This window comes from Mycobacteroides chelonae CCUG 47445 (genome assembly GCF_001632805.1).
GTDB classification, from domain to species: Bacteria; Actinomycetota; Actinomycetes; order Mycobacteriales; family Mycobacteriaceae; genus Mycobacterium; species Mycobacterium chelonae.
On record NZ_CP007220.1, the window covers coordinates 941,259 to 966,819 of the forward strand.

22 protein-coding genes are annotated in these 25,561 nt (G+C 62.5%); 9 read left to right on the forward strand and 13 right to left on the reverse strand.

Translation table 11 applies throughout. From position 1 onward, the window contains the following. Positions 1-124: 124 nt before the first annotated feature. From BB28_RS04640 to BB28_RS04650, 3 genes are all read right to left on the reverse strand, one after another. Positions 125-1,351: a DUF1254 domain-containing protein gene (locus BB28_RS04640; RefSeq protein WP_234801000.1), complete on the reverse strand. Its 1,227-nt coding sequence runs from the start codon at positions 1,349-1,351 to the stop codon at positions 125-127. A 504-nt stretch (positions 1,352-1,855) separates the two neighbouring features. Continuing rightward, positions 1,856-4,237, reverse strand: a complete 2,382-nt coding sequence (locus tag BB28_RS04645) for an arylsulfatase (RefSeq protein WP_064393370.1) — start codon at positions 4,235-4,237, stop codon at positions 1,856-1,858. Positions 4,238-4,428: 191 nt separating this feature from the next. After that, entirely contained in the window at positions 4,429-5,082 is a 654-nt protein-coding gene (locus BB28_RS04650) for a TetR/AcrR family transcriptional regulator (protein ID WP_064393371.1), read from the reverse strand. Between the two features lie 254 nt (positions 5,083-5,336). Here BB28_RS04650 and BB28_RS04655 point away from each other — a divergent pair, with 254 nt between their 5' ends. Together BB28_RS04655 and BB28_RS04660 are read left to right on the forward strand one after the other, a co-directional pair. Continuing rightward, positions 5,337-5,783, forward strand: coding sequence for an MmpS family transport accessory protein (locus BB28_RS04655; protein WP_064393372.1), 447 nt, complete (start codon positions 5,337-5,339; stop codon positions 5,781-5,783). After that, a complete protein-coding gene (locus BB28_RS04660; protein ID WP_064393373.1) occupies positions 5,780-8,617 on the forward strand; it encodes an MMPL/RND family transporter in 2,838 nt (945 codons plus the stop codon). Before BB28_RS04655 ends, BB28_RS04660 begins: the two co-directional genes overlap by 4 nt. A gap of 96 nt (positions 8,618-8,713) precedes the next feature. On the opposite strand, the gene BB28_RS04665 is transcribed toward BB28_RS04660, so the two are convergent. Beyond that, on the reverse strand, positions 8,714-9,358 hold the full coding sequence (locus tag BB28_RS04665; protein WP_064393374.1) for a TetR/AcrR family transcriptional regulator: 645 nt from the start codon (positions 9,356-9,358) through the stop codon (positions 8,714-8,716). 101 nt (positions 9,359-9,459) lie between these two features. On the opposite strand from BB28_RS04665, the gene BB28_RS04670 reads away from it, so the two are divergent. Together BB28_RS04670 and BB28_RS04675 are read left to right on the forward strand one after the other, a co-directional pair. Beyond that, positions 9,460-10,323, forward strand: a complete 864-nt coding sequence (locus tag BB28_RS04670) for an SDR family NAD(P)-dependent oxidoreductase (protein WP_064393375.1) — start codon at positions 9,460-9,462, stop codon at positions 10,321-10,323. Between the two features lie 298 nt (positions 10,324-10,621). After that, positions 10,622-12,154, forward strand: a complete 1,533-nt coding sequence (locus BB28_RS04675; protein ID WP_201257829.1) for a carboxylesterase/lipase family protein — start codon at positions 10,622-10,624, stop codon at positions 12,152-12,154. Here BB28_RS04675 and BB28_RS04680 read toward each other — a convergent pair. Then, entirely contained in the window at positions 12,095-12,757 is a 663-nt protein-coding gene (locus BB28_RS04680) for a TetR/AcrR family transcriptional regulator (RefSeq protein ID WP_064393376.1), read from the reverse strand. The genes BB28_RS04675 and BB28_RS04680 overlap by 60 nt on opposite strands. A 167-nt stretch (positions 12,758-12,924) precedes the next feature. On the opposite strand from BB28_RS04680, the gene BB28_RS04685 reads away from it, so the two are divergent. Together BB28_RS04685 and BB28_RS04690 are read left to right on the forward strand one after the other, a co-directional pair. After that, a complete protein-coding gene (locus BB28_RS04685; protein ID WP_064393377.1) occupies positions 12,925-13,809 on the forward strand; it encodes an SDR family NAD(P)-dependent oxidoreductase in 885 nt (294 codons plus the stop codon). Positions 13,810-13,844: 35 nt separating this feature from the next. Then, positions 13,845-14,927, forward strand: a complete 1,083-nt coding sequence (locus BB28_RS04690) for an alkene reductase (RefSeq protein ID WP_064393378.1) — start codon at positions 13,845-13,847, stop codon at positions 14,925-14,927. A 461-nt stretch (positions 14,928-15,388) separates the two neighbouring features. Here the strand turns inward: BB28_RS04690 and BB28_RS24925 are convergent, their stop codons facing one another. Together BB28_RS24925 and BB28_RS24930 are read right to left on the reverse strand one after the other, a co-directional pair. After that, a complete protein-coding gene (locus BB28_RS24925) occupies positions 15,389-15,748 on the reverse strand; it encodes a hypothetical protein (protein WP_157889423.1) in 360 nt (119 codons plus the stop codon). 309 nt (positions 15,749-16,057) lie between these two features. Further along, entirely contained in the window at positions 16,058-16,204 is a 147-nt protein-coding gene (locus BB28_RS24930) for a hypothetical protein (protein WP_157889424.1), read from the reverse strand. Between the two features lie 778 nt (positions 16,205-16,982). Here BB28_RS24930 and BB28_RS04705 point away from each other — a divergent pair. Next, positions 16,983-17,267 carry a hypothetical protein gene (locus tag BB28_RS04705; RefSeq protein WP_064393381.1) on the forward strand — a complete coding sequence of 95 codons (285 nt, stop codon included), beginning with the start codon at positions 16,983-16,985 and terminating at the stop codon, positions 17,265-17,267. Between the two features lie 78 nt (positions 17,268-17,345). On the opposite strand, the gene BB28_RS04710 is transcribed toward BB28_RS04705, so the two are convergent. The 6 genes from BB28_RS04710 to BB28_RS24935 form a co-directional block, all read right to left on the reverse strand. After that, entirely contained in the window at positions 17,346-17,756 is a 411-nt protein-coding gene (locus BB28_RS04710; protein WP_052511081.1) for a hypothetical protein, read from the reverse strand. 3 nt (positions 17,757-17,759) lie between these two features. Beyond that, a complete protein-coding gene (locus BB28_RS04715) occupies positions 17,760-18,644 on the reverse strand; it encodes a DUF6192 family protein (RefSeq protein WP_064393383.1) in 885 nt (294 codons plus the stop codon). A gap of 716 nt (positions 18,645-19,360) precedes the next feature. Then, on the reverse strand, positions 19,361-19,696 hold the full coding sequence (locus tag BB28_RS04720) for a DUF6262 family protein (protein WP_064393385.1): 336 nt from the start codon (positions 19,694-19,696) through the stop codon (positions 19,361-19,363). 133 nt (positions 19,697-19,829) lie between these two features. Beyond that, entirely contained in the window at positions 19,830-20,585 is a 756-nt protein-coding gene (locus tag BB28_RS04725; RefSeq protein WP_064393565.1) for a pirin family protein, read from the reverse strand. 1,085 nt (positions 20,586-21,670) lie between these two features. Then, a complete protein-coding gene (locus tag BB28_RS25475; RefSeq protein ID WP_225421989.1) occupies positions 21,671-23,086 on the reverse strand; it encodes a hypothetical protein in 1,416 nt (471 codons plus the stop codon). Positions 23,087-23,092: 6 nt separating this feature from the next. Then, entirely contained in the window at positions 23,093-23,398 is a 306-nt protein-coding gene (locus tag BB28_RS24935) for a hypothetical protein (RefSeq protein WP_235604545.1), read from the reverse strand. A gap of 134 nt (positions 23,399-23,532) precedes the next feature. Here BB28_RS24935 and BB28_RS04745 point away from each other — a divergent pair, with 134 nt between their 5' ends. Further along, positions 23,533-23,826, forward strand: a complete 294-nt coding sequence (locus BB28_RS04745) for a hypothetical protein (RefSeq protein WP_064393389.1) — start codon at positions 23,533-23,535, stop codon at positions 23,824-23,826. A gap of 321 nt (positions 23,827-24,147) precedes the next feature. Beyond that, positions 24,148-25,530 carry a chloride channel protein gene (locus BB28_RS04750; RefSeq protein WP_225421991.1) on the forward strand — a complete coding sequence of 461 codons (1,383 nt, stop codon included), beginning with the start codon at positions 24,148-24,150 and terminating at the stop codon, positions 25,528-25,530. The last annotated feature ends 31 nt before the right edge of the window (positions 25,531-25,561 follow it).

The following is a 25,561-nucleotide window of genomic DNA, read 5'->3' on the forward strand; positions in this document are numbered from 1 at the left end:
CGCCAACACGCCAACACCTGGCGGGCCGATCCCTGTCCACTGCAGCATTAGCTTGTCGATCAGCGTCGAGGCCGTGTCCGCTGACGCTGTGCGGCTACATGGCGGGCCCGCGGGGCTTTGATGGTCATTTGACCGGTGTTAGGGCGGGCGGCTGCCATGTTCCGTCGATGGCGGCAGGCTTGGGCGCGTACAGGCGCATGGTGAGGGAAAACTTGCCGGAGGCGGGGATGGGAAGCCAGTTGCCTGCTGGGACGGTTGTTTCCGGGTCGGTGCTCTGGACGGCGATTTCGACCGAACCGTCCGGGCCGGGTGTTACCGGGATTTGATGGCCGACTGCGTAGATTTGCGCCGGGTTCGGCACGAAGAAGCTGTCGCTGCTGTAGGCGGTGATGGACCAGAATGCGTCGGCGGGGGGAAGCTGGCCGGGCTGAAAGCGGATACGGAAGCGCCGCGGTGCACCATTGCTACCCGCGTCACCGAAGATGCTCGGGTAGAGGGCGTCTTGAGGGAGGTTGGCTCCCAGCCCGTTCAGGGCGATGAAGGCGCGCTGTTTGTAGTCGGTGCCGTAGGTGCCGACATTGGTGGCGAACTCCCAGCCGTTCAGGTTCTTGGTTTGTGGGTTCTGATAGGCCGCGATGTCCTTCTGCGCGGCTGCCGCCGCGGCGTTCAGATCCGCGGGTGAGGCGTCGGCGGTGCCGCCCGGTTTGATGCCGATGGTGGCGAAACGGGCCATGGCCGGTGCGTCGGCGGTTGCGGCTGCATCGGCGGCCATCAGCTGGTTCATTTTGGCGAAGAAGGTTGGCCCGTCCATCGCGGCGACCGCTTTTACCGGGGGCACCGTATTTGGGTTGGTGGTGTGGATGCGGCTGACGGTGCCGTCCTGCTTGCCTGCGGTCCAGTCACTGAGCCGAACCAGTTTCAATTGCTGTTGCAGTGCTTGCACATTGGCGGTGTCGGCCTCGCCGTTAATCTGAATTCGCCCGATCAGCCAGGCGGTCGGCGTCGGCATCTGCAGCCGGGTGGCATTCTCGGGAATAGCACCCTTCCAGTTGGGGCCGGTGATCACGTAGGTGTGGGGCGCGGTGGTGGAAGTGCCGGCCGTAGTCTTGGGATCGATGCTGCTGGGATCGTGCACGGTGTTGGTCCATGCGTCCAGGATTTGCATGAGCCAGTAGCGCCCGCCATCCATGGAGGGGACCTGCAGCACCATCGGCTGGTCCTTGACATCGATCCACGCTTGCGAATACAGGGTATCCAGGTTCAACCGGACGACATCGCGATCGTTCGGGTTAGGCAGCACACCGTGATCGAAGGTGTTCACCGGAGCGGCCACCGCGCGGGTCGCGTCCATCAGGACCAACGGATACCCGAAGGTGTAGGCATCGGTGGCGATGGAGACAGCATCACCGGCGGCAGGTGGGTTCGAGGAATTCGTTGAGCTGACGTCCTTGGTTTGGCCGCAGCCGCCCGCCAACCCTGCCAAAATCACCGCAACGAGGCCGGTGAGCGCACGGCGGAAGACACGACCTCGGAGATCTGCGGGCCCTCCTTGCCTCGAATTCACATGCGACTCATGCAATTCCATGCCTCACCCTCCTGATTGCCGTGGTACAGCACGCAGCACACGCCCTCGTACTTGAAAGATCCTACGAGCCTTTCAGAGTTGACGTCGACGATTCTGCCCCGGCGGGAGATGAGGGCGACGAACAAGAGAGCGCACCAGCGGTGCTGGTGTGGCCGGTCGGCGGCTTCGAGCCGCTCCAGCGCGACACCGCGTCCCGACCGCGTCGCGGCCGTGGAGTTGGATGGTTCCCTCAAGGAGTCCGGTGTTATGGTTCGCCGGGATGCCTTGGGACTATTGGGTTCCTAAGCCCACGCGAAGACGTTGGCGGTTCTCGGCGGCGGGGTCGGGGTGCTCACCGGCGTGGCTGGTGTCTAACTCCACCCAGTGGATGCGTCCGGTGAAGGCGTTGTTCCCGGTTGGGTAGTCATCGGTGACCGTTGATCCGGCATCGCGGCCCACGTCGCAGGTTTCGTCGGCGGCGAAGATGATGGGTTCAGTCCGTTCGATCCGGCCGATGCCGACTTGAATGCTGTCCACGAGCAGACGCAGCTGACCGCCCTTGGCCAGTCCGCCGCCGTCGTAGGCGAAGTCGGCGACGATCTGGTGCTCGCCCGCAGTCAGGGCTGTGTCGGCGCAGACGTAGTAGCGCTGCAAGTTGTAGAAGTTGTAGCAGTACTTCAGAACTCCGTCGCGCACGTACAGACTCCAACCGCCGATCATGCCGCCCTGGGCGATGATGACTCCGTCGGCGCCGGCGTCGGGAACCTGCAGTTGGGCGGTAATGGTGTGCGACTTGTTCTTCAGATTGATCACGGAGTTTTCGTTGAGCCGGCCCATGCCTTCGTAGAGCCGTTGGCGGGTGCCGGTGATCAGTTGTGGGCGCCCGGCCAAATCGGGGTTGGCCCGTTCGGCGAACCGGTCATCGAGGGGCAGGACGTTGTGCTTGACGGCCTCGATGAGCCACAGTCGTTGCAGTGCATGCAGTTTGTCGGGGTGCTCGGCGGCGATATTGTGAGCTTGGGTCCAGTCGGTGCTGGTGTCGTAGAGCTCCCACACGTCGTCGTCGAAGGCGGGCAGCGGCACGTCGTCGCCGGTCTCCCACGGGGTGCGGTGTTTGGTCACCGCGGTCCAACCCTGGTGATAGATACCGCGGTTGCCCACCATTTCGAAGTACTGGGTCGCATGGCGTTCGGATGCGACGGCGTCGTCGAAGCTGTACAGCATGCTGGTGCCTTCCAGCGGGAGTTGTTGCACACCATGCACGTTCACTGGTTCAGGTAGCCCGGCTGCCTCCAGTACGGTGGCGGCGATGTCGATGACATGGGTGAACTGGTGTCGATGTTCACCCACGGCGGTGATCCTGGCCGGCCAGGACACGATGGCGCCGTTGCGGGTACCACCCCAGTGCGAGGCGACCTGCTTGGTCCACTGATACGGGGTGTTCATTGCGTGCGCCCAGCCCACCGCGTAGTGGTTGTAGGCCTGCGGGGTGCCGAACTTCTCGACGTGGGAGGCCATGAATTCGGGGGTTTCCAAGGCGCCGAAACCGGTCAGGGTCAGCATCTCGTTGAAGGTGCCCTGCAGCGACCCTTCGGCCGATGCCCCGTTATCGCCGATGATGTAATACACAAGCGTGTTGTCGGTGACGTCGAGTTCGTCGAGGCAATCAAGCACCCGCCCGATGTGGTGATCGGTGTGTTCCAAGAATCCGGCGTAGATCTCCATCTGACGGGCCAGCACCGGTTTGAGGCTCTCGTCCACCTCGGTCCACGCCGGAATGCCCGAACTGCGGACGGTCAGGTCTGCCTCGGCTGGGATGACCCCGATCTCCTTCTGCCGGGCAATCGTCCTCTCCCGCAACGCATCCCACCCATCATCGAATGCACCCCGATACTTGTCGGACCATTCGGCAGGCACGTGGTGCGGTGCGTGGGTGGCCCCCGGTGCGAAATAGAGGAAGAATGGCTTGTCCGGGGCCAGGGACTGCTGCTGGCGAAGGTAGGCGATGGCTTTGTCGGCCAGATCCTCGGTCAGGTGATACCCCTGCTCGGGTGTCGCCGGCGGATCTACCGCAGTGGTGCCCTCAAACAGCGCCGGAAAGTACTGGTTCGTCTCCCCGCCAATGAATCCGTAGAAATGCTCGAAACCTCCGCCTGGACTGGGCCAGTGATCAAAGGGTCCCGATGGGCTGGTCTCCCACACCGGCACCTCATGGCACTTGCCGAACTGGGCGGTCGCATAACCGTTGAGCCGCAAGATCTCCGGCAGGGGTGCGCAAGTGTTGGGGCGCACCGAACTTTGCCCCGGCGCCGCGGTGGCTGCTTCGGTGATCCCGCCCATCCCGACCGTGTGATGATTGCGCCCCGACAACAGGGCGGCCCGGGTCGGCGAGCACAACGCGGTGGTATGGAACCGCGTGTACCGCAGCCCGCGGGCGGCCAACCGTTCGGCGTTCGGGGTGCTGCACGGGCCACCGAACGCACTCGAGGCCCCAAAACCGGTGTCGTCAGTCATGATCACCACGACATTCGGCGCACCAGTGGGGGGACGGATCCGGCGGATCGACGGATACGTCGCATCCGGGTCCTTGGCGTCGTAGGTCGTCAACCCGGGCGGCACCCGATCAGGCACCGGCAACTGCGAGCGGCTAACGAAATCGGCGTCTCCAGACATCTGGCCCTCACTTTGTACCGCCGTCAACACATCACAATGCGTAGCCCCGCACGTGGCCATAGCCGACTTTCTGGCACGACCATCGCCATCACACCTGGCAATCGTAATCGCGGCGGCCGGGGAGAGTGCGGGTTCGTTCTCAGCGTCCCAGGAATTACGCGGTCCGCCTTTAGTTGGCTTGCCTGCGGCAACTAGCCATGGTGCACCTTGGCTTGATGTAGTTGTTCAGGGGTAAGCGCCGGAATGAGCAGCGGGCGCTGCGGGCGCTGCGGGTTACGCAGTCCGTCGAGCAGCAAGTGCAGGTAGCGCCGCCAGGCGTCGGGGTCGGCGGGTCCGGTGAAGTCGGCAACCTCACCGACCATGAGCAGCAGACAGAAGATGTCGGCGGGTTGGGCTTCATCGCGAAGAGTCCGAGTCCGCCGCAAGTGCTCGTAGAGGTCCATGAGGGCATCGTCCACACCGGTTGACTGACATTGAACCTGCGAGCCGCTGTCCTTCTCGCTGCTAAAGATTCGGCGCAGTCCGCGACTTTCGGCCAGTTGCTGGCAGGCGAGTTCGCAGTAGTCGATAAATCCCTGCCACGGATCAGGATGGGCGATAGCGTTTCGGGCGGCCGCGGCCAGTGTCTGCAGATACGTCTCGAAGACAGCATCGATGACTGCCGATTTGGTCTGAAATCGCCGATACACGGTTCCGACCCCGACGCCGGCTTCGCGCGCTATGTCGTCCAGGCTTACGTCCAGTCCGCGTGATGCGAACAGCCTTTGGGCGGCCGCCAGGATTTTCTGCCGATTTTTGGCCGCGTCGGCACGAAGCCGGACCGCCGCGGGCGCAGGGGACGTCACCTTTTCAGGATATTCGATTGCCCAGGAAACCTATCAACTAATCGGAGGTCAAACCTCCATATGTGCTACAGTCGCCCAATCGGAGGTTGAGCCTCCGAATTGAGTGTGCGGTCAGCGGTGATCGCGATGGACCGGCGCGCACGCATTGTTCGCGTCTGTCCATCGAGCGGCAGCATCGCCGCCCAGAGATTGGGCAGCTACTGAGATCGTCCGGGAGCAAACATTCATGGAAAGTTACGGGTCGAAAGGCTGAAATGCAGAGATTTTCGGTAAGCGGCCTCGTGAGGCGGCAGTGGACGACGATCGTGGCCGTCCTCGTTGTGACTGTCGTCGGCTTCGCCGTTGATCGGCTGCATGGTGTGTTCGGTTCCAACAATGTGGTGTCGCGTCCCAGTGCCGACGCATTGGAGAACACGGGCTATAACCCCAAGCGCGTTCTGTTCGAAGTGTTCGGCTCTCCGGGCACGATCGCCACCATCAACTTCCTGGACGAGCAGGCCCAACCCCAGCGCGCTAAGGATGCAACCCTGCCGTGGTCGCACACGCTGACCACCAATGACCCCACGCTCTTCGCCGACCTGCGTGCGCAGGGGGACGGTCATTCCATCGGTTGCCGCATCACAGTCAACGGTGTGGTGAAGGACGAAAGGTCTACCAGCAACGTGAACGGTTACATCGCCTGCCTGGATAAGTCGGCATGAACGACCATCGCATCGATCCTGGAGTCCATAGGTCGCGGCCTGCCCGCATCATCCGCCGGCTCGCCCTGCCCGTCATGTTGTTGTGGATTGGCATCGCCGTACTAACCAATGTGGTTACGCCCCAGTTGGAAGTCGTCGGAGCGGCACATTCGGTGGCGCAAAGTTCGCCGGATTCCCCCTCGCTGCAGGCGATGAATCACATCGGAGAAGTCTTCGGCGAGTTCAAATCCGACAGCGGCGCCATGATCGTGCTCGAAGGCGATCAGCCTCTGGGCGCAGACGCGCACCAGTTCTACGACACCTTGATCAAGAAGCTTTCTGCGGACACCAAACACGTCGAGCATATTCAGGATTTCTGGGGAGATCCGCTCACCGCCGGGGGTGCCCAGAGCAAGGACGGCAAGGCCGCCCTGGTCCAGGTCTACTTGGCCGGGGACCAGGGTCAGGCGTTGTCCAACGAGTCGGTAGATGCCATCCGCAACATCGTGGCCACCACAACACCGCCGCCCGGGGTCAAGGCTTACGTCACTGGCGCGGCACCGCTTGTCACTGACAACTTCCAGGTGGGCGGCGAGGGCACCGAGAAGGTCACCATCATCACCTTCCTGGTCATCGTCGCAATGCTGCTCATTGTTTACCGTTCGATCATCACTGCGCTCATCGTGCTCGCGACGGTCCTCGTCGAGCTGGCCGCCACCCGCGGGGTTATCGCCGTGCTCGGCAATTCGGGAATCATTGGCCTGTCCACCTACTCGACGAACTTGCTGACGTTGGTGGCAATCGCCGCAGGCACCGACTACGCCATCTTCGTCATCGGCCGCTATCACGAAGCACGCAACAGCGGCTTAGATCGGGAAGCGGCCTATTACGACATGTTTGGCGGGACCGCCCACGTCATCGCCGGCTCGGGCCTGACCATCGTCGGCGCATTGGCGTGCCTGCACTTCACGCGGCTGCCCTACTTCCAGAGCATGGGCGTGCCCGCCTCTCTCGGTGTGCTCGTCACACTTGCTGCCGCACTGACCATGGGGCCGGCCGTGCTGGTCATCGGCACCCGCTTCGGGCTGCTGGAGCCTAAACGTAAGGTTCGTGCGCGCCGATGGCGCCGCATCGGTACCGCAATCGTGCGCTGGCCCGGCCCGATCCTGGTCGTATCGTGTGCGATCGCCCTGATCGGTCTGCTGGCCCTGCCTGGATACAAGACCAGCTACGATGCACGTCCATATCTGCCCGCGTCAGCACCGGCGAACATTGGTTACGCGGCCGCCGAACGGCACTTCTCCCCGGCCAGACTCAACCCCGAGCTGCTGATGATCGAGACCGATCACGACATGCGGAATCCCGCGGACATGCTCATCCTGGAACGGGTCGCCAAAGCCATTCTGCATACCCCCGGCATCTCCTTGGTGCAGTCGATCACCCGGCCCCTAGGGACGCCCATTAGCCACAGCTCTATTCCGTTTCAGCTCAGTGCGCAAAGCGCCAGCCAGATCATGAACCTCGATTACCAGCGTCAACGCACCGCCGATCTCCTCAAACAAGCGAACGACATCTCCACCACCATCAACGTCCTGCAGCAACAGATGGCGCTACAGCAAGCCAGCGCTGTGGCCACCCACGAGCAGACCCAAGCGTTCCACGACACCATTGCAACAGTGAACGACTTGCGCGACAAGCTCGCCAATTTCGATGATCAGTTCCGGCCGCTACGCAACTACTTCTACTGGGAACCACACTGCTTCGACATCCCCATGTGCGCGGCATTGAGGTCGGTATTCGATGCCCTCGACGGCATCAGCGAACTCAGCGACAAATTCGGCGCTATCACGGCAAGCCTGGACAAGCTCGATGCGCTCCAACCCAAACTCGTCGCCCTATTGCCACCGCAGATCGCCATTCAGCAAAGAAACCGCGATATCGCACTGTCCAATTACGCCACCAATTCAGGAACCGACGCGCAGTCCGAGGAATCGCTGCGCAACGCCACCGCAATGGGCCAGGCCTTCGACACCGCCAAGAACGACGACTCGTTCTACATTTCCCCGGAGGCCTTCGACAACCCCGACTTCAAACGCGGCCTCAAAATGTTCCTCTCACCGGACGGCAAAGCTGCCCGGATGACCATCACCCATGAGGGCAATCCCGCGACCCCCGAAGGCATCTCGCACGTCGATGCCATCAAGAACTCCGCATTCGACGCCGTCAAGGCCACCCCACTGTCGGACTCCAAGATTTATGTCGCCGGGACCGCGGCGGGATTCAAGGACATTCAAGAAGGCGCCAAATACGACCTGATCATCGCCGCGCTGGCCGCGATTAGCCTCATCCTGCTCATCATGATGTTCGTCACCCGCAGCCTCGTTGCCGCGCTGGTCATCGTGGGCACCGTGGCGCTGTCGTTGGGCGCATCGTTTGGCCTGTCAGTGCTGGTGTGGCAGTACATCTTCGGCATCCCGTTGTATTGGATCGTGCTTGCCCTGGCGATCATCTTGCTGCTGGCGGTTGGCGCCGACTACAACCTGTTGTTGATATCTCGATTCAAAGAAGAGCTGGGGGCGGGACTCAAAACCGGTGTCATCCGTGCCATGGGTGGCACCGGCGGAGTCGTGACAGCAGCGGGCCTCGTCTTCGCTGCCACCATGTCGTCGTTTGTCTTCAGCGACCTGATTGCCCTTGGTCAGATCGGCACGACCATCGGCCTGGGGCTGCTCTTCGACACACTGATCGTGCGATCGTTCATGACACCGTCTATCGCGGTACTTCTCGGCCGCTGGTTCTGGTGGCCCCTCAACGTGCGCTCCCGCCCAGCTAACCGTCGCAGCACTGCGAGCTGATCCTGAATCCCTCGACTGGCAAGCGCACCTCGTATCTGAGCATATTTGCTGATTCCGGCCGGCAAGTCTGTCCCCAAGCGATCAGCAAAATGCAAATCAATGTGCGGAATTCTGCTCGGCTGTCTCGGAGTTTCTGCCTCCAGAACACCCCGTGGCACATTCATGCAGCATCTTCATCAGCAATGCGCGGACCTGCGGCCAGGGTGGATGAGCGTCCTGCAGGCCGGGGACCGATGTCATCGAGACCATTCCGCGGATCGTCGATGTGGCGACGCCGACGAAGTCAGCGAATTGTGGCGACTGCGAGTAAGTGGGCAGTAACGACGCAGCGACAGACTCAATCGCCGCGATACCCAGCCGAGTGCTCGCCGAAACCTGCCGCGCCAGTATCAGATCGGTGCGCGCGGCCGTGAACAGTTCGAGTACAGCCATGCAGATCGGCAAATTGTGCAACTCCCACAATCGGTCTAGAAACCCTAGTGCGCGCTCCTGTTCGGTCCCCTGGTGCATGGTGCTAGTTATGGCGTTCGCCGCAAGCTGCTCGATGAGGCGCTCCATGGCCGCAGTGACGAGAGCAATTTTGGTGGGGAAGTAGTGCTGTTGCGCGCCTTGGGTCACCCCTGCCAGCTCGGCCACCCCGCGTGTGGTCAACGCGGCGTAGCCAGACTCGGACAGCGAGCGGATGGTTGCATCGAGCAACGCCTCGGTGGTCGCCGCTCGCCGTTCCGCCTGCGTTGCCACCCGGCGAGCGTACCGGCCGTCGCACCTATCTGTCATTTGACTTGTAAGTCGTTCGACTGGTATCTAGTGTGCTGTCATATCCCGCGTGCAGAAAGGGCGCCATGCGAGATCTTCGAGGCAAAGTCGTCGTCGTGACAGGAGCAGCTTCGGGCATTGGCCGTGCTTTGGCCGTCGAACTGACCGGTCGAGGCGCGCTCGTGGCGGTCAGCGATGTCGATAGCCTCGGCTTGGAGCAGACCAGTGTGCTCTGCGAGAGTCGCGGCGCGCGACCACATGCGCAGACTCTCGACGTTCGCGACCGGGCCGCGGTTCACGTGTACGCCGAGGCCGTGGCCAGCCACTTCGGTCGCGTCGACGTGGTCATTAACAATGCGGGCATCACCAAGTTCGGGACCATCGAGCAGAGCTCCTACAGTGATATCGAAAACGTTCTCGATGTCGACTTCTGGGGGGTCGTGCACGGAACGAAAGCGTTTCTCCCGTATCTGATCGCCTCGGGCGACGGGCACATCGTTAACGTCTCCAGCATCTTTGGCCTGTTCGGAGTCCCGACTCAAAGTTCCTACAATGCAGCGAAATTCGCCGTTCGAGGATACACAGAGGCACTCAGGCAAGAGATGCTGATTGCCGGGCACCAGGTGGGAGTTACCTGCGTGCATCCCGGCGGCGTCAAGACTGCCATTGTGCGTAATGCCACTGCCAGCGCCGGTGGCGACATGGCTGCAATCAGTCGACTATTTACCGAAAGACTCACACCGACTAGTCCGCAGTCAGCTGCGCGGACGATTATTCGTGGAATTACCCGCCGACGCGCCAGGGTGCTGGTTGGGGCAGACGCCATCGTCGTCGATATGCTGGTGCGAATTCTCGGGTCGGCCTACCAGCGGCCCTTCGCCATTCTGGCAACCCGGATGCTCGGAGCGCTCGCCACAACGTCCGCTGGGAAGAAGTCTAAAGCTCGGTGAGCTGGAGGATGGCTTATGCCGGGCCGCAACGCCTCGCTGCAGTTGCGCCTTGCACGAGATCTGCGCCGGCGGCCCGCGATCCGCAACAGCTAGCCCATTGATGGCATGACCACCGGAATCACATACGGCCAGTCCTCGCCCCGCCGACGACATAAACTGGCGACGATGACCTGCCCATACGCGACCCGCACGGTCCGCGCGGGTCGATGATTGCGGGCGGGCATTCTTTTATGGAGATTGTGAGTATGCCGTGCGATTTGCCAGACGATCACTGCTGGGCGCTAGCGCAGGATTAGGTGTGGCGGTGGCGCTAGCTGCTTGCGGCGACACCAAGAATGCGGGTGAAAGCAGGCCAACCGTCCGTACCACCCAGGGTGTTGTGGTGGGGGCCGAAGAACAAAAAGTAGCGGTCTTCCGTGGTATCCCATTCGCGCAGGCGCCCGTGGGGCCGCTCAGGTTCGCGGCGCCCGAACCCGTGCAGAAGTGGGATGGTCTGCGACCGGCCATCAGGTTCGGCACTAGCCCACCGCAACTCACGCGCGTACCTGTCCGTTCGGTTACCAGCAGTGAGTGGCTGACGATCAATGTGTGGTCGCCGGATCTGGGAGGACAGGCTCTGCCTGTATTGGTGTGGATCTATGGCGGCGCTTTCGTGAGCGGATCTTCCGCCCAACCTGTATACGACGGGGTAAATCTCGCGAAGCACGGTGTGGTGGTGGTCACCTTCAACTATCGCCTCGGTGTGGAAGGGTTCGCGCAGATCACCGATGCCCCTGCCAATCGAGGGATTCTGGATCAGCTCGCAGCGCTGCGCTGGGTGCATGAGAACATCGCGGCGTTCGGGGGGGATCCGGGCAACGTCACGCTTGCCGGTCAGTCTGCCGGGGCATCGTCGATCGCGGTCCTGATGACTTTGCCGCGTGCCCGAGGGCTCTTTAGGCGGGCAATCTGTCAGAGTGTTCCCGCACGATGCCAGACGGTGCGTTTTGCCTCCGATGTCGCCATGGAAATCGTCGCGCCGCTCGCTGCGGCTCCCTCGGTTGATGGGCTCAGCGGCATTGATCCTCAGGTGCTGGTCAAAGCAGCGGTTCGGGTGAGCAGCAATCTTCCCCGGTACCAGGACCGTTGGGGCTATCGGTTTACGGTGGGCGGCAGCTTGTTCGGTCCAGTAATCGACGGAGAATTGCTCACCGGAGATCCGTGGCAAGCGATGGGTCGGGGTCTGGGCGCTGATATTCCGTTGATTGTTGGACATACGCGCCACGAGTATCGCTTTGCGCTGTCGCGGACGCCGGGGGCAGCCGTTGCCATTAGCTCCGCACAAACGCAGCAGGCGCTCTGCGAACTTCCCCCGAGAACTGATGGCTCCCGGGCCTACCGTTTGGCCTACCCGAAGCTGACCGATGCGCAACTGTATGAGACAGCCTGCTCGGATTACCTGTATCGAATGCCGAGTGTGCATCTGGCGCAAGCGCACTCCGGGGGCGGCGGGGTGGCCTATCTCTACGAATTCTGCTTCGAACAGTCATCTATTGGTGCTGGACACACAGCGGAGATTCCCCTGGTGTTCGGCACCCTTGGCGGTCCCGGCGACACGCTGTATGGGCCGTCACCGTCGTCGGCAGCCGGTGCCCTAAGTGCAGAGATGCAGAGGAATTGGATTTCCTTTGCTACACAGGGCGTCCCCGATTGGGCCGCTTATACAGACGAAGCTCAGGGGACCCAGGTATTTGATACCCAATCGCGCGTCGAGGCATATCCCGAACAGCGCTCAGAGGCAATCTGGGCCCCCGCCCGCTCGGTCCCCCGTGTGATGGACCTGACGCATTGACCCGGCCCGGCCCGGTAGTGGCCGGCGGGGGCGGTGGTCGTTGTTGAGGCCGTCTAGCAGCAGCGCCAGGTGGCGGCGCCAGGCGTCGGGGTTGATCTGGCGGGTGACGTCGGCGAGCGCGCCGACGCTGAAAACCACGCCGAAGAAGTCGTCGGGGTGTGCGTCGGGCCGCAATGAGCCGCTGGACTGGGCACGTTGAACGAGCGTGGCGACGGCGGCCTCGATGCGCAGGTGCTGGGCCGTAACCTGGTCGCATCCGCCGCGATTCAGGACCTCGGTCATGCCGCGGCTGCCGGCCATCCGCTCACAGGCGAATTCGAAGTACTCCACCAACGCCTGCCAGGGTTCTTCGCCGGTGGTGGCCTCATCGGCGGCCTCGGCCATGGCGGCGAAGTTCTGTTCAAACACCGCGTTGATCAACTCGTCCTTGCCCGCAAAGTGGCGGTAGACAGTCCCCACACCGACTCCCGCATGGTGGGCGACATCGTCGAGGGTTACTCCCAGGCCCCGTTTGGCGAATACCTCGTTCGCTGCTTGTAAGAGGCGCGCATGATTGCGCACCGCGTCCGCCCGCTGCGGGCGCTTAGCTGTGGCCTCACTCACACCACTGGCCTCCTCCGGAATGCATGAAACGGAGAGATTGTCACCGTTTGTGCTATCTTACCAATATCCGGAGAAAAATTCACCGTTTATTGGTGCCAGCACGGCCTGTCACAGCATGAAAGGCCTGGTTGGACCTGTCTGAACAACCGAGAAGGCGAGGAATTGAGATGACCACACGCAAGCAAGACGGTGGCCGTGGGCCGCTGTCGATCGTGACCGGCGGCACCGACGGAATCGGCAAGGAAGTGGCCCGCGGGTTAGTCCGCAGCGGTAAGCGGGTTTGGATCGTGGGCCGCAACCAGGCCAAGGGCGCCGCAGCGGAAGCCGAGTTACGCGCCGACGGCGATGTGCGGTTCGTGGCCGCGGACCTGAGCGTGCTGGCGCAGGTGCGGGCACTGTCCGAGACGATCCTGGCCGAGACCGACCAGATTGAGATCCTGGTCCATTCGGCGGGGATCCTCGAGATCAGTCACGGAATCAACACCGATGGTATCGAGAAGAACTTTGCGATCAATTACCTGGCGCGGTTCCTGCTGACCGAACGGCTGTTACCGGCCCTGATCAAGGGACGCGCACGCATCGTGAACATCGCCGCGGCCGGGATGAACAAGCTCAACTTCGATTTCGACAGCCTGCCGGGCATCCCGAAACTGTCTCCGTTCAAAACCTTTGCCCAATCCCAGGCCGCCAATGACGTCTGGACCCAGGATCTCGCCTCCCGGCTCGGCAGCTCCGGCGTAGTGGTCACCGCGGTGCAACCCGGCATGGTGGAGACGAACATCCGGCAGAACGACGGCAACGACATGCTGCTGTTGAAGCTGGTCGACAGCCGCTGGCTCAAACCGCTGCTGCGCAAGTTCATCATGATCAGTCCCGCCACCGCGGCGATCACACCGCTGTGGCTGGCCACCGATCCGGCTACCGCCACCGTCAATGGCGGATTCTTCGGCCCGAAGAAGAAGACCATCACCGTCACCGCCGGCCCCAAAGACCCGGCGCTGCAACAGCATCTACGAGAAACCAGCATCCGTCTCGTCGGCGGACAGCTATAAGAGCCACCGAAACCACATCCGAACGGAGACAAAGAATGTCCATCACTGCCGATTCGACACTGTTCCAACCGACTTCGCTGGGCACGATCACGCTTGACAACAAACTCATCATGGCGCCGATGACCCGCAGCCGCGCGCTGCCAGATGGCGGAATCAGTGACGCCCAGGTCGAGTACTACGCCCAGCGTGCGGGCGCGGGTCTGATCATCGGCGAAGCGACTCAGGTTTCTGCGATAGGTGGTGGGGCGTACCTGTCCACGCCCGGTATTTACACCGATGTCCATGAGGCGGGCTGGAAGCGGATCGCCGAGGCCGTGCACGCGCGCGGCGGAAAGCTCGTTATACAGTTGTGGCACGTCGGCCGGCACGCGCACGCCGCGATCAACGGCCTCGGCTCGGTCGCCCCTTCGGCGATCCAGACCGACATCACCACTCACGTCGGCCCGCAAGGGCGCTCACGCGTCGGGGTCCCGCACGCCTTGACCGTCCCGGAAATCCATGCCACCCACCAGGATTTCGCCAACGCCGCGCAGCGCGCGATCCGCGCGGGCGCCGACGGTGTCGAGATCCATGCCGCCGGAAGCTATCTGCCCCAACAGTTCCTGGCCGAGAACGCCAACCGCCGGACCGACGAATACGGCGGATCCCCACAGAACCGGGCGCGGTTCGTCATCGAACTTGTCGAAGCAGTCACCGCAGCGGTGGGCGCCGACCGGGTCGGAATCAAAATTTCCCCGGGCATCGCCATAGGAGAACTCAACGAAACCGCGCCTTTCAGCACCTACGAGGCCCTACTCACCGCGATCGCGCCCCAAAACCTGGCTTACCTGCACGCGATGTATGACATCAATGACCCCTACGTTGATCAATTGCGGGCACTATGGCCCGGCTCCTTCATCCTTAGCGCAGGGTTCCATGGACAGGTCAGCGAGGCCGACTACGAACAAGCGATCGAACACGGGCGCATCGACGCCGCCGTGATCGGACGGAACTTCCTGGCCAACCCCGATCTGGTCGATCGCCTCCGGCAAGCAGCCGACCTCAACGAGCCCCGGCCAGAGCACTTCTACAGCGGCGGAGACACCGGATACACCGACTATCCCACCCTCGCCGCATAACCGTGAGGCCTGTGCCGAGCCGACGTTGCCGCGGCCGGCACATACCGTGCCTATGCCAACGCACATCACATGGCGCCCTGGTCGCAATCACCGGCTGGCGCGCAGCCCGGCATTTGGGGCCGCCGTCCCCGGTGTGCGAAGTCCGCGCCGATGCCACGACAGAGAATTGGAGGCCAACGCCTGTGCGCCATGGTGTATCGGGATACCAATCCGGGTGCCGCTGTGATGTCTGCCTTACTTCCGAACAGCAACGGGTACAACAGATCGCTGCCGCGGAAGCGCAGCGGTGGGGGCCTGTCAACAAGGCTGCCGACGAACGATCCAACGAACCCCTCGATAGCGACAATGAACGACACGTTCCGCGCCAGCGCCCCCGACGCAAGCACTGGACCGAAGCTGAGGTTGCGCTCGTTACCGAAGGAAAGCTCACCGACCAGCAGATTGCCGAGCAGGTGGGGCGGTCAGCGGAAGCCGTTAAAGCCTTCCGGCAGCGCCGTGAACTCAAGCTGGCGATTCAACGTGGCGATTACCCCCACAGGAACAGTCGCAGCAGGCGCAGCCATAAACCGGGCACCGCCGATGGACCTGCGCAACAGCACGGTTACTTTTTCTTCCCCTGATCCACCGGCTACCGGAAGCCCCGAACCTAAAGCGTGCTCAAGGAGCGGTAAGGCAACGGCCTGTCGCGGACTAAAGCCATTTTCGCTCGGCACAACGCCGCGGTGCGTCGAGCGCACAGAAGGCCAACCATGATCGGAAATGTCACTGAAAGTCAGTATCAGAAACTGGTCGCCGAGGGCCACACATTCGTCGAGCAGCACGCCCACGCTCAATTCGGTCCCGGCGATTTTGCTCTGAAAGTGGCGCCCTGCAAGGACGCGGCGACGAACATGCCGCTGAACCGATGATGAGTGTCGGTTATGGGCTCGCCCGGTTCTCCGACGATCTGGCAGCGTCCGTCAAAACGCTCGACCCGTACCGCTGGGGCCCTGCCCAGGTTGACGTTGACATGTGAGGAGAGTTTCGCACGGCACCACGTATCCAGGGATCTTTCTAGGCCTCAGGGGACGAGATCTGCCTAGTCGACTAGGCTAAGGCGAGCTAGTGCTGTTGTTGGCGACGCCGCACATTCAGATGATGATGCGGACCTCTGGGGGGTTCGGGTTGGTGCTGACGCTGACCGCTACAGTGCCGGCACCCGGGCGCAACTTGACCGCCGCTATCCCGAACCGCCAGCCGTAGTGGCGCGCGATGCCTGGATCCGGCACTGAGGGCACGGTGACATGCTGTGTTCCACTCGCCCCTGTGTCGAGGTTGCGCCAGGATATGGTCGCAGCGGCGAAGCATGACTCATCTTTGTCGAATGCGTCAAAGCGCATTCGAACGTCGATGCCTGGTCCAACATAGTCGCTTTGCTGGACGGGGGACGTAATAGCGCTGGCGCCCATAACCCCCGAGCAATCCGGCGACACTGTCACCTCAGCGTCGTCGAATTCAGCCGATCCATCTGCCGACGCCTGAGAAACGGGAAACACCAGCGTTGCTACTGAAAAGACCGCAGCGATTGACGTCGACCTTCGAAGAAGCACACGCATTTACAGTTCCTTAGGGTTGTCGACTCCTTAAGAATGTATCGCGCAACTATGTCAGCGTCATGCGCCGCCCGTGCGCGGAGCTTCTACGTGGGCACCGCTGATGCAACGGAGCAGTCTGCCGTAAGAGCGCGTCGCTCTTTGCAGAAAGGCGGTCGCGTCCGGAAAGTGACGGCTCATTGGTCCGCCGCCTCACGAGCGGGCGCGGTGTTTCCACGCGTCATGATGGTTGCTAGCGGGCTGTAGATGGTCAGAAAGTGAATTAATGTGCAGCTGTGACCCGCCTCAGACTCGCCGCATGTGGCCACACCCACACCGGCGGAGCGGATTGGGGTGATCCATTTGCGGCGACCCGATGAGGTCAGCGCGAATCCACACCGCGAGGCCGTGCCCCCAACCATCTGGCGGCGCGTATGCGCGCCGCGTTCGGCCTGGCTGCAACGCCTGCTCTACGGTGCGCGCCATGACCACCAACAACACATTCGACCAGGGACGAGCGCCCAAGGCGCATATCGATCCCCGCTTGCAGGAAATCCTGGACGCCTACGACCGGGACGCACGACAGCGACACCAGGAAAAGGGCAAAGACAAAGACCAGGACCAGGGCGCGGGTCGCCGTCAACAGAGGTCTGAATGCGACGGGCCTGGGCCGAGCTCTATGGGTAGGGCGGCGCCACAAATGCCGCAGATGTCACAGGTGCCGCCGTCATCGCCCGACGGCAAGGGGCGGGGATCCTCGGTCGGCTAATTGTTCATCAGGACCTCAGATGCTCCGGTGACTGTGGGTCAGTGTCTTGGTCCTGTGGTGCACCGTGACGGTTGGTGCTCAGCTGGCTAGCCGGGTGATGCTTTCCAGTGATGCACGCACGCCGACGAGTTGATCCAGCAGCAGCCTGGCGTAGTCATCGTGCGGCAGAAGTTGCTGGTGGGGATAGACGGTGCCGGTGATCAGGCGCACGAATCGGGTTAGTGCGGTGTGGGCTTGGGCTCGTTCGTAGGCGATCCAGTCTGAGGGTTCCTCGGGAAAGGCGTAGCCGTTCTTGCGGGACCAGGCAAAAGGGGTCATGTGTTCCATGGCGGCGTGTTCCTTGATCTCTCTGAGACCATCACGGATCTGGCTTGCGGTCAGACCTGTTGCGGCACACAGCTGTTGCAGGGTGAGCCCGCCAGGGCGGGCTTGTAGAAGTGCCAAACGCACGCGCTCGGATTTGACGGTGCGGGGGATGCGGTGGGGCATGGTTCACCCGCCTTTGAGTAATTCGGCAAGCGCCTCATCAAGGCTGACATCCCCGGTGTCCATCGCGTGTTGTATCCAGTCGGCCGTGCTGCGCACCCGGGCCAGATTCTGCTCGACTGCGGCCCTTTCCTCAGTGCTGAACTCCTGGCCACGCAGGTTGGGCAGGATGCGGCCTACGCCGGCGACGAACTGGGCGCAGGCACCCACCAGATCGATGTATTCGATGCTGTGCGAAAGCGCCCGGATGGCCGGTGTGCGCTGGCGTGCGCACACGATTGTTTGCCGGGATCGGTCGTATTGGGCGCTGTTGACCGCGTGGCGTGCTGATTGGTCGCCCATGGCTTCGAATGCGACGTTGGGGCGTTTGAGCAGGTCCCGGGCCACCGATACCGCGACGTGATCGTCCTTGGTCAGATCGTGGACCTGGTTGACTTTCTCCTGGCTGGTAACTGGGGTGCGTGGCGTCCACCCTACTGCCCGGCGGGCAGCCTCGCTATCCCATCGGCGCTCACCAGTACGGCCGTTCTTGGGTGGCTTTTGTATCAGTGCGTACCGGTTGTCGTGGCCGGCGAGCACCTTGTGGATGTAGTGCGACACGGTGTGCACTCGCTGACCGTTGGGCCATCGTGAGGCGACCCACCGGTAGTCCATGATTGTCGATGCCGCCAGGCCAATGTCTTGGGCGTACATGGCGATCGCGTCGGTGACGCTGAGCAGCTCGACGCCCGGGCCGGGGTGCGCTCCGCCGCGCGGCTGCAGCGGCTCGATTTCCAGGGCTCGGTCACCGAGTTCGAACTGGCAGCGTGATTGCTGCTCGACCAGGTTGCGTCCCTCGGTGACCAGCTGGTCATAGCGGCGCTTACTGACGTTTCCGATTTTTTCGGGCATTGTTGTCTCCTCGCGTGATTCCCCTGTCCGGGGCCACGCGGGCCTGCACTGCACCTGGTGCTCGATGCACCGCGGTCGCACTGTCTGTGCGCCGTGGGCCGAACCCCTGCGCTGCAGCGGGGGCCCGCATGATCGATGTGCTTGTGTCTATCACCTTCTTGCGCGCACCGGTGCCGCTTGAAGAACGGCTGCAAACCGGCTGATGCATCATTGTGCGCTCCCCGAGGCCGCCGATCAAGAGTTTCGGATCATTAATTACGCAGGTCAAGCCCGGTGTGAAAGGGATTGTGTAGCCGTTCGCGGTAACGGTCACGGTGACGTCTGCAGCGAACGGCAACGCCGCCAAGCCCGGGTCCGGCACCGATGCGAACAGTAAATAGTCCCAGCGCGGTGCTCGAGTCCGACGACCCAGGTGCTCTCACACTCAGCGCATCGGGCCCGCAACTGGCCCCCGCCGCGCATCGCGCAGATCCGCGAGCGGCTGCGTTGGGCCCAACGCCAATGCTTTGCCCGGCACGCGGATGAACAATAGAGAGCATCGTGGCGCAACCGGTCCGGTATCTGAGCGCCACAGGCCGGGCAGTAGCGGGCCGCAACCATGCCGCGATCTACCTGAGCAACCATCTGGGCCTCCTTGCTCTGGTTGTCTCAACCGTAGTTCGATCTGCCCTGAGACGTTGGGCATTTGGCACGGGCCAGCTGTTCCTGAAGTTGTTCTAGCGCTGACCGTTTGAGAGGCGGGCGATTTCGCCGTGCGCGGCCGCCAGCGCTTCGTCGCGGGCTTTGAGTTCGGTTCTGAGTTTGGACAGGTGGGTTTGCTGGGTGGCCAGCTGGCGGCGCAGCGTCTGAGCGCGGATCACCTCCAGCAGGTCGGGGTGGGCGTAGATGGTTTTACGGGTGACCTTGGCGGTGCGGGCAACGGCGTTAACGTTGATCGGCTCGCCGTGTTTGCGCAGATTGCGGATGGCTTTGTCGATGCGGCGGCGAGCCTCGTCGCAGCGCTGCTGGGCGTGGCGGCGCAGCCCGTCGGTTGCGCGGGTGTGCTCAGCCATCGCCGCGCCGCTGACCGCTGACGTGGTTCATGGTGCTCTCGTGGGCGCCGCGCGGCTGCAAAGCCCGGTGGCGGCGGCGTGGTCGAAGACTAGCCGGGGCGCCCGCACGTGCTTCCAGCTGCGTGTCCTGGACTTAGACGTTGGCGGCAATGCCGTGCATCTCCCAAACAAGCAGTTCGGCACCGTCCTTTTCGGCAGTAAGCCGATGCCCACCGGTACGGGTGAGCCGGACCGCGTCACCTTGCTGAAGCTGACCGTAACCTTCGAATTCGACCTCGCCGCGGGCAACGAAGACATGCCCGTGGGGGGCGTCTGGCACCTGAATGGACCGTCCGGCGTCTAATCGCGCGACATGCAAAGTAGCGTAACGATTTCCGAATGTGATCGCGGCATCGTTGCGGTGTTTGGGCATCCCGGACGCCATGGGCACCAGTGTGTTGCCGGCAAGCTCGGCGGCAATGTCCAGTTCCTGATAGCCCGGTGGCCGATGCAGTTCATCCGGCGGGATCCACATCTGCACCACCCGGAGCCGTGAACGTTCACGTCGTCCTGCCCCGTTGCGTTCGGCGTGCACGATCCCGGTCCCCGCACTCATGCGCTGGGCAAGCCCTGGATAGATGACGCCCTCGTTCCCCAGCGAATCCCTGTGTACAACTGAGCCCTCAAGCACCCACGTGATGATTTCCACGTCCCGGTGCGCGTGCATGTCGAAACCTTCGCCCGGCTCAATGGTGTCTTCGTTGTGCACCATCAGCACACCATGCGCATTGGCCGCGAAATCGAAATTTCCTGTGGCAGGGAACGATTGCCATGATTGGAGCCACTCATTCGACCAATGTCCGCGCTGGGCACTGCGGATGACTCGGACGGGCGTGGATTCGCCGGAAATTGAAAGCACCCCTCTCCAACTAACAAGTGCGCGCAAACCTGCCGATCGCAGGTAGTCCTCCTGCGTTGTGGGTCGGTCACGCCATAGGCGCGCGGTGTTCGATACGCACGTATTCTAGCCGTCATCGGCCGTCATCGGCCGTCAGTTGGACGACGAGAACACGGCGTCGGCAGCTTCGGCCGAGGTCCGGCGATGAGCATGCACTGTGTTGCGCATTGGCCTGAGGCGGCTGTTCGGGCCTGAGAGCCGGAGTGTGGAGGAGGCGCCGCGGGATTCGCCAGCCCCTCACACTTCAGCGACACATTCCACGCCCTGAGCGGCCTCACCGCCATTGAGCTGCTCCGCGCTGGCGCGCGAATCATCCTCCTGGACTGACTATTTCGGCCTGCACATTGCATGGGCGCAACTTGCATCGGTCGGCAGTGTCAGCCAGCGAACCGATCGATACCGCTCGAATCCAGCACCGCATGGTGACATGCCTCACCAACGCGCACTACCACTCGCAGCTGTGCCGTATGGCGTCGGCGACCACAGCCCCCGGCCGAATCGGTTCGTGCCTCGTTCGACATCTCGTGCGCGGTCACGTTCTGATCTATCGGGTCAGTCGTGAACGCTCGGCTAACACGTGTCGGTTTTCCCTGATGGTGCCGTTCGATCACGTCGGGAAAAGCGGAATGCCCCGAGCGACGCCCTTGGTCTACATGCCCGACGAAGATCGATACAGCATTGTCGCAGCTAAAGAGGGACACCCCGCAACCCGGCCTGGCTTGTGGCGTCTATCCAGCTCCGGCCCTGCGCGCGGCGAAGAGACGGGGGCCGGTCGCGGCGTCTACGCGTTCTAGATTTGGCAACTCCGCGTTCCGAGGCCATAAACAGCGCCGATGTCGATCGGCACCGTTTGGGTTTTCAACACGTCCCCGAGGGCGGGGGACCTGTGTGAATAGGTGTCTAAAACTCTAGCGGTTCGGTCGGGGTGCTCTGGACGTCGGCTGGTGGTGAGTCGGCTCTGTTGCAGGCGGTGCGTGTGGGGCCTGACGTGTCCAGTGGGGCTTTTGTGACTGGGCGGCGGATAGACCGGTGCCTGGTTAGGCTGTGGTGATTTTTTGACGGCGCCCGTGGAGGTAGTGGGCGATGGCGTTGCGGCCCAACGCGAATCCGATCATCACAGCGTGCTGACGGGTGGGGCTGTGGGCGGTCATGCGTCCGCCGTAGAGAGTGCGGTCGAGGGTGTTGTTGAGTGATTCGGCGTCTTCGCGCCAGCCGTAGCAGCGGTCATAGATGCTCTTGCCAGTGTCGGTCTTGGTGTGCTGGCGAAGGTGCTCGGCGCGGTTGTAGCCGCGTTTGTCATCCTCGTCGGTGTTGTCGAGGCGACGGGACTGGACGGTGCCGCAAGTGGTGGCGAAGTCGATGTACCAGCGGTGGGTGCCGCCTCGGTTGCGGCGCGAGTAGATCTTGTCGACCGGCAGCGGCTCATAGGTCATCTCGCCGGTGTCGATGATGCTGCGTTCATGGAGGCGGCCGTCGAGGGTCCAGATGTCGTGAGTATCGCGGCATGTGCACGTGATTTGGGTGAAGAAGGTGGGTTTGGCGGTGCCCGAGTGTGGTGGTACCAGGACGGTCAGGCCCTGTTTCATGGCGTGGTTGATGTGCGTGCCGCGGAAGGCCCCGTCGTAGCAGATACCGTCGACGCGCAGGTCGGGATGGGCGATGACATTGTCGAGCATGGTGATCGCGATGCCGGCCTCGCCCTTGTAACCCTTGCCATGTGGGACGGGTGCGGTGTCGAGGATGGCACGCAGGTTCCGGGCGTTGTCTGGCCGGGCGGACAGGGTGGCGAATTTGGCGCCGTAGCGGAATTCGGGTGCGCCGTCACCGTTTTGGACTTCGCTGTGAGCGACTATGCGGCAGCGCCCGGCGGCGGTGAGTCGCTCGACGGTCTTCTTGCGGTACGGAGGTGGCACGACGGTGCCGTCTCCAACGACGAACTGGCCGCGGGTGGGGTCGGTGCGCGATACCCGCTTGTTGGGGTTCAGGCAGCCCAGTCGGCGGGCCAGTTCTGCGCCGGTTTGGCGCAGGCCGTCTTGCAGCTGCTCGATATGTCGGTCGAGCTTCGGTTGTGCGTAGGTGTGATGGTGGCGTTTCGGGGGCGTGGCACGAGCGGTATGGTCGTGGTCGGCGGCGTGTCCGCGGATAATGTCCCAGTAGTCGGGGCTGTTCATGATCCGGCTGGCGGCATTGGCCGAGCCGAACGCACCGTGCAGGGACGTGTGGACGATATGCACCCAGTTGGGGTACATCGGAGGCCGCCCCGGTGTGCCTGGTTCGCGGTCGGGGATGCGGTCGGCGATGGCGTATTGGGCTGGGTCGGAGGCAATCGCGCGGACTTTCTCGATCTCCACCAGCGTGTGATCGTCCGGGGTGTGGAGTTGCTGGCGGCGCCATTGATCGATCCGGTCGGCACCATAGATGGTGCGACGTGGGCGGTGCGGCGGCAGAGACATGTGCGATCAGTCGTCTTGGCGCCATTGGTAGCCGATGAGCGCGGCGGTGCCATCAAGTGACCCGGAGCCGATCAGCTTGGCCGCCAATTCGATTCGGCCGGTTTCTTCGAAGACCTGCCGGGCGGCGTGAGCGGTCAGCGAGGACGGTTTGATTCCAGTGGTTGTGCTCAGGCTTGCGCGTGTGAGGACATCGCGGACGGTCACGCACACTCTGGCCTGCCGTTGCGCATCGGAGCCGTCGGAGCCGGTGCAGCCCTGCGCAACCAGCTGATCAATTCCCTTGGGCTGCAGCAGGAAAGGGGAATTCTTCAACCAGTCAGCGACACCTGGCCCGCCACGAGATACCTGGCAGACTCGGCGATGGGCCAAACGCTTGACGGCGCAGCCGGTATCCGGCACCAGGTGCGCGTGGTATCTGATTGGCGCGCCGATAGCGACCAGCAGCTGTGAGTGTCACTCCGCGCCGCACCGTGCGAGTTCCTGGCCATGAGTGGGACTCAGGACACTCCAAAGCCCAAGACGAAGGCGACAATCTGACCAACGTGATCCGTCGTCTATTGCGTGGATATCTCAGCGGATCGAGCATCGAGTACCTTGCCACTCCGAACAATCCGTCGATCAGCAAGCTGGTCAGCGGGATTACTGGTCGCTATGAAGATGTACGGAAGCTTTACCCCGCCAAACACTGGCGCCCCGAAGAACGCGATGTGTCCGGCTACCGACCTGCGGGACGACGATAAAAGCACATAGTTGAGTCATCGCGACGCAAGTGAATCGGTCGACTACGAATCAGCTGTTGGAAACAATGGTGCTGCTACGCCGACGAGTCGGCATGGCTGGTAGCGGCCATAAATCCGTAATCATCAGCGTTGCAACGAGTTCCGCTGACACAGGCTGAGGCATGCTGGTGTTGCACTTGTGTTGTGGCCGAGCTGACCCGGCGCGAATTTGGGTGTTGCGCATTGCCGGATTGAGGCATTGTTGGCCATCTGGGCGGTGATGTGAAGGCTTCCGGTCCAGGGGGCGCCGATCACTGCAGTATGCAACTGTTGCATACTTCGATGATGATCGGTGTCCGCTCGTCCGCGCTTGATGCTGCCTCATCTGTGCAAATCTGGTTGGGACGCTGGCGCGACAGCGGGATGTTGACGGTGGTGTTGGCGATGGTCGTTGGCGTTATTACCGGCTTGGGCGCTGTCGGATTTCGTTGGCTGATCGTTTTCTTTACCCGCTTGTTTACCGGAGTTGAGGATTACTCAGCCTTGGGACGAGTGCCAAGCACACATTGGCCGGCGTTGGGCCTTTGGTTTCTGTTGTTATCGCCGGTGATCGCGGGGGCCATCTATGGCCCCATCGTGCATCATTTTGCGCCGGAGGCTCGTGGTCACGGGGTGCCAGAGGTGATGTACGCGGTGGCACGTAATGGTGGGAGGATCGCTCCGCGGGTCACGATCGTGAAGGCTTTGGCGTCGGCGTTGTGCATCGGTGGTGGCGGCTCGGTCGGGCGTGAAGGGCCGATTGTCCAAATCGGTGCTGCGACGGGTTCGGCGGTGGGGCAGGTGCTGCGCCTGGACGGCCGACGATTGCGGCTTCTGCTCGCTTGTGGTGCTGCAGGGGGTATTTCGGCGACTTTCAACGCTCCGTTGGCCGGAGTATTCTTCGCTCTGGAGCTGATTCTGTGCAGCCTTGACGCCGAGTCTGCCGGGCTCGTGCTGCTTTCCAGCGTGGCTGCGGCAGTGGTGGGACGCGCACTCATGGGTGATCATCCATTTCTGTCACTACCGGGGTTCAGTGTGCGGCGCCCGTTCGAGTATCTGCTCTACGGACTGCTCGGTGTGGGCGCCGGTGTGGTGGCCGCTGCCTTCTCGAAGGTTCTGTATTGGGTAGAGGACGCCTGTGACTGGATCTGGCGCGGGCCTCAATGGGCGCGACCGGCTGTCGGCGGAGTCATCCTTGGCGCCTTGCTGGTCGCGCTGCCACAAATGTATGGAGTGGGATATCCGGTACTGCGCAATGCAGTTGGCGGACATTACGCGATCACCATGCTCGTGGTGCTCCTGGTCGGCAAGATCTTCGCGACGAGTCTGACCATCGGTATTGGCGGCTCCGGCGGCATATTCGCCCCTACGCTATTCATTGGCGCGATGGCTGGCAGTGCCTTCGGTCAGACGATTCACCAGCTGGACCCGGCGCTGAGTGTGGTTGCCAGTTCCTATGCCTTGATAGGCATGGGAGCACTGCTGGGCGGTGCGACCGGCGCCCCGATCACCGCGGTGGTGACGTTGTTCGAGCTGACCGGCCAATACTCGATCATTCTTCCCCTGATGATCGCGGTCTCCTTAGCCACCTTCACAGCCCGCATGCTCGGTGAGCACACCATCTACACCGCCAAACTGTGGCGCCGCGGCATCACGCTCCATGACACCGCTCGCCGTCACCCCTAGCCAGCGCAGGCGCCGCGTTTGAATAGAAGGT